The 4959-nt window shown below is 70.0% G+C and carries 4 protein-coding genes; all 4 read right to left on the bottom strand.

Annotation, left to right across the window (positions count from 1 at the left end):
• Window positions 1–1562: ABC transporter substrate-binding protein (locus tag HY726_03120; protein MBI4607985.1), on the bottom strand; the 1562-nt coding region annotated here is incomplete at its 3' end.
• Window positions 1563–1683: 121 nt separating this feature from the next.
• Window positions 1684–3477 carry an adenine deaminase gene (locus tag HY726_03115; GenBank protein ID MBI4607984.1) on the bottom strand — a complete coding sequence of 598 codons (1794 nt, stop codon included), beginning with the start codon at window positions 3475–3477 and terminating at the stop codon, window positions 1684–1686.
• Window positions 3474–4727: an ATP-grasp domain-containing protein gene (locus HY726_03110; protein MBI4607983.1), complete on the bottom strand. Its 1254-nt coding sequence runs from the start codon at window positions 4725–4727 to the stop codon at window positions 3474–3476. The genes HY726_03115 and HY726_03110 overlap by 4 nt, the downstream gene beginning before the upstream one ends.
• A gap of 61 nt (window positions 4728–4788) precedes the next feature.
• Window positions 4789–4959: NifU family protein (locus HY726_03105; protein ID MBI4607982.1), on the bottom strand; the 171-nt coding region annotated here is incomplete at its 5' end.

Raw genomic sequence — 4959 nt, 5'->3', positions numbered from 1 at the left:
TGGGGCACCAGGTTCTTGACGTGCGGCCAGTGCGTGAAGTAGTCGATCCGCCACCCCATCACGGGCCGGGCCCCCTCCTCCTCGAGCTTCTTCTGGATGTCCCACACGAGCTGGAGGCGCTTCTTCGGGTCCTGCTCCTGGGACTGCTTGTCCATCATGGTGTCCACCAGCTCGTTGCAGTAGTCGGTGTAGTTCCGCGGCGAGCCGCACCGGTAGTTCTCGTAGAAGTTGGCGTCGGGATCGTCGGGGCCGATGCCCGTGAGGTTGGCCCCCATCAGGTACTCGCGCCGGGTCACCATCGGGTGCCACACGCCGGTCTCGACCTGCTTCAGCGTGGCCTCCACGCCGACTTGCTTGATCTGGTCGATGACGAAGGAGGCGAAGTCCACGTAGATGGCGATGCCGCGCGTGACCATCTCCGCCTTGAGCGGGTTCCCGGGACCGTAGCCGGCCGCCGCGAGGATCCGCTTCGCCTCGGCCTTGTCCTTGGCCGGGTCGCCGTAGCCCGGGAGCTTGTTCAGGTCCTTGTCCAGGAGGCCCCACACCCCGTACGGCTTGGGCGCCATGGAGGCACCCGCCGCCGCGCTCCCCTGGTGCACCGCCTGGGCGAAGGCACGTCGGTCGATGGCCAGGCTGAGGGCCCGGCGCACCTTCGCGTTGTCGAAGGGCGGCTTCTTCGTGTTCAGGATCAGGTTGTCGTTGACGTTGGCGCTGGCGGGCGTGATCAGCAGCGACGGCACCGCCCTCTTCAGGCTGTCGGCCATGGTCTTGGAGATCTCGCCGGGGAAGGAGACGTCGAGCCTGCCGGCCTGGAGCGCCGCCACCCGCGTCCCGCGCTCCTTGATCACGATATAGCGGAGCCCGTCGAGATAGGGCCGCCCCTTGACGAAGTAGTTGGGGTTCCGCTCCAGCTCCACGAACTCGCCGAGGCGGTACTCCTTGAGCTTGAAGGGCCCGGTCCCGACGCATTTGGTCTTGAACTCCCGCGGCGGCACGTGGGCCGGGTACACGGGCGAGTATCCCGAGGCCAGCATCAGGAGAAGCGAGGGCTGTGGCCGCTTCAGGCGGAAGGCCACCGTGTACTGGTCGGGCGCCTCGACGGACTCCACGTTGGCGTACCAGCCCTTGCGCGGGTTCACGCGGAGCTTGCCGGTGGCGTCCGGGGCCCCGCGGACCATGTCGAAGGTGTACTTGACGTCCTTGGAGCTGAACGGCTGGCCGTCGTGCCACTTCACGTCCTTGCGGAGGAAGAAGACGAGGGTCCGCCCACCGTCCTGCCACGACCACTTCTCGGCCAGCTCGGGGATGATCGTGTCCATGCTCTCCTGCTTCTTGAGCGGGTCGAAGTAGACGAGGTTCGAGAAGCAGGGGCTGGCCGGCCATACCGTCGAGATCGTCGCCTCCTCGTGGATCGAGAAGCTCGGCGGGTCCTCCCGATGCATGACGTTAAGGATGCCGCCGGACTTGGGCGTCTGGCTGACGGCCGGGAGGACCGCCAGGCCCGCGACCGTGATCAGCATGGCCAGCCCGACGACGAGCGAGACACTCCCCAATCGACGCATGGTCTTTCCTCCTGTCAGGCACCGGTTGGAGCCGGCGGGGGACGATCCGTCCACGATGCGCACGGCCGACTTTACACGAACCGCCCCGCCGGCACAACCCCGCCCCGGCCGAGCGGCCCGCTCAGGCTCCTCTGCGCCTCGCGAGGCGGCGGCTCGGCGCCAGGACCTTGCGTCCCTTCACGTCCCACACCCCGCGAGCGGTCAGCCGAACCTCGGGCAGGAAATCAGCCACCAGGAAGAGGAGCGTGAAGAGGGGGTCGTGGTGGGCATAGCCGTGGGCCTTGAGCAGGGCGAAGAGTTCGCGCTCCCGCTCGGCGAGGACGGCCAGGGGCTGGCGGCTCATGATCCCGCCGAGCGGGAGCGCCAGCTCGTAGCTGACGCGGCCGCCCTCCACGACGACAATGCCGCCCCCCAGCGCCAGGAGCCGGTTGACGGCGGCGGCCATGGCTCGCGCGTCGCGGCCGAGCACCAGGATCTGGAAGTCGGTGCTGACCGTGGTCGCGAGCCCGTCCAGCTCCGGGCAGAAGCCGGCGACGACGCCCGGGCAGATCCACCGCCCTTCCCGGTCGATGAGCGCTGCCAGCAAGTCGCCGGGTTCGAGGCTTCGCTCCTCGAGGCGCGTGATCACCGCGCTGACGAAGCGGATCACCGGCTGCCGACCGCGCCGCGGAAGGACGAAGTCGTCGGCCCCCACCCGCCAGCGGACGGCGAGCCTGGCAGACCGGCTCGCGAAAATACGCGCCCAGGGAGGCTCGGGGACGGAAGCGAGCAGCGTTTGGTCGCGGGCGACGACCCGGCCGCGCGAGATCACCGTCTCCGGCCGCGGCTCGCTCAGGTCCCTGAGCAGCAGGAGATCGGCGTAGCGCCCCGCCGCGATCCCGCCAATCTCCGCGTCGAGGCCGAAGTGGAACGCCGGGTTCAGCGTGACCATCCGGTAGGCATCGACCGGCGGGACCCCCGCCTCCATCGCGACCGCGACCAGGTGATCGACGAAGCCGCGCTCGGCGACGAAGGCCGGCGAGCTCCCGTCGGTCGTCAGCATGACGCGCGCGGTGAGACCCGGCGCCTCTTTGAGCGCGGCCAGAAGCTCTTTCAGGTCGGGGCGGAGCGACGACTGCCTGAGGATAACCGCGAGGCCGGCCCGCGCGCGGTCCAGGGCTTCCCGAGCGGTGATGGCCTCGTGGCACGAGCTGAGCCCTGCCGCGGCGAGCCCGGCGAGTTTCTCCACGGACGCGCCGGCAGTGTGCCCCTCGATCCGCCTCCGCCGCTCGGCCGCGAGCGCGAGCCGCTCGAGGAGCGCCGGATCTCCCTCCCAGGCCTCCGGCCACCGCGTCACCTCTCCCGCAGCTGCGACCCAGGGGGAGGCGAGAAGCCGTGCCAGGGCGATCGTCGGAAAGCGCCGCGACTCGCCGCCTGACCTGGACTGCGAGTGAAGCCGCACCAGCCAGTAGTACTTGAGCGGACCCCGGCTCAGCGCCTCGACCGCGACCCGAAACCCGCGCTCACCGCCCAGCTCGTAGAGCGGCAGGTCGTCGGCGACAATGCTCGTCGTCCCGAGCGGCAGGACGTGGCGGGCCAGGGCGGCGGGCGTGGCCATCAGCCAGGGATGGGCGTGGGGCTCGATGTAGCCCGGGCAAAGGATCCGGCCCGCTGCGGAGAGCACCTCCGTCCGGGGCCCGACCATGTCGTCCCGAGCCCCGACGTACGCGATCCGCTCCCCCTTGATCGCCACATTGGCGGGATAGAGCTCGCCCGTGTAGACGTTGAGGAGGGTTCCGCCCTCCAGGTAGCGATCGGCGGGGAGCGCCCCGCGGGCCACCCGGGTGAGGGCCCGGCGCTCGTGGATCCAGCGGCGCCTTGCCGGTGAGACGGTGGGGTGCGCGCGAGTGTCGGGGCGGGACCGGGACACGGTCACCGAAGGGGAGCCGGAAGCTCCCCGATCACGAACTCGAGGCGCCTGTGCGCCGCTCTCAGCGCAGCCTCGACCGCCTCAGGGGTCTCCGCCCTGGCGAAGATGAACCCGAGGTAGCGCCAGCCCTCCGGGAGCGGGACGAGTTCCTGGCCCATGTGGGCGGTGATGTCGATCTCCTCGATCCCCGGCAGCACCAGCGCCTCAGCCTGCCCCCTGACCTCCTGGAGGACGCCGGCGCCCGGGATCGGGATCATCATGACCCCGGCGGGGTAAGGCTCGCGCTCGAGGGAAGGAATCTCCATGCCCAGCGCGTGGCGGAGGATCAGCTCCTCGAGCAACATGCCCGTGCCGAAGCGGAGGGCCCGCGAGCAGCGCCCGCCGATCGAGCGCGCCGCGATCTCGATGAGCCACGGGCCGGCCTCGTTCACGCGCAGCTCGGCATGCACCGGTCCTTCCTGTAGGCCCAGCGCCCTGCCTGCACGGGCTGTGCAGCCGGCGATCGCGTCCTGCATCCCCGTCGGCAAACGGGACGGCGTGACGTAGACCGTCTCCTCGAAGAAGGGCCCATCGAGGGGGTCGGGCTTGTCGAAGAGCGCCAGGACCCGAAGCTCGCCCCTGACGAGCAGTCCCTCGAGGGCGACTTCGACCCCCGGCACGAAGCGTTCTACCAACACCTGCCGAGCTTCGTCCCCCAGGGCCGACACCTCCGGAGTCCGCAGGATGGCTTCGAGCCGCCGGAACGCGGCGGTGAACTGACCGGGATCATCGGCGCGGATGACCCCGCGGCTGCCGGCCAGGATGGTAGGCTTGACCACGCAGGGGTACTCCACCCGGGAGGCCGCCGCATCGGGGGTGTCGTCGATGGACAGGAGCGTGAAATCCGGCTGGCGCACTTCCATCCCGCGCAGGCGCTGCCGCATGACGGCCTTGTTGCGCGCAGCCCGCGCTGACTCCACCGGATTGGAGGGAAGACCCAACGCGCCCGCAATCGCGGCCCCAACCACGATTGTGAGATCGTCAACCGGCACGACGGCATCGAAGGGATATCGGCGGGCGAACTCGGCCACCTCGCGGGCGGCCACGTCCGGTTTCTGGAAGTCGAGCGTCAGGAGACCGTCGGGAAACGCCTCCTCGAGGGCGTTGGCCCGCTCGGAGGCGATGACGATATCGACTCCCAGCGCGCGAGCCGCCTCGAGGAAGGCCTCCGTCCGGTAGCTGGTGGTGGGGATCAGCAGGAGCAGGCGCGGACGCATCTCGGCCAGCGGTCTCAGCCGCGGGGCTCTGGAAGGTCTGGTGCTCCCCGTGCGGGAGCGGCTACGCCTTGCCGGGAGTGTAGTAGGGGTTCGCGCCGGCCGCGTGGTCGGTCACGTCGAGGATCTCGGTGACCTCGGGGGCCTCCTCGAAGATCAGCCGTTCGATTCCCTGCTTCAGCGTGACGTCGGCCATGCCGCACCCCTGGCAGCCGCCGCTCATCCGGATGTACAC

The organism is Candidatus Rokuibacteriota bacterium (assembly GCA_016209385.1).
In the GTDB taxonomy this organism is placed as follows: domain Bacteria; phylum Methylomirabilota; class Methylomirabilia; order Rokubacteriales; family CSP1-6; genus JACQWB01.
The sequence above is the reverse complement of the archived record's forward strand: the minus strand, read 5'-3'. Positions and strand labels throughout refer to the sequence as shown.

Bases quoted from the DNA above. Each gene is read 5' to 3' on its own strand.
- HY726_03110 (MBI4607983.1), bottom strand. From the start codon at position 4,727: ATGCGTCCGCGCCTGCTCCTGCTGATCCCCACCACCAGCTACCGGACG.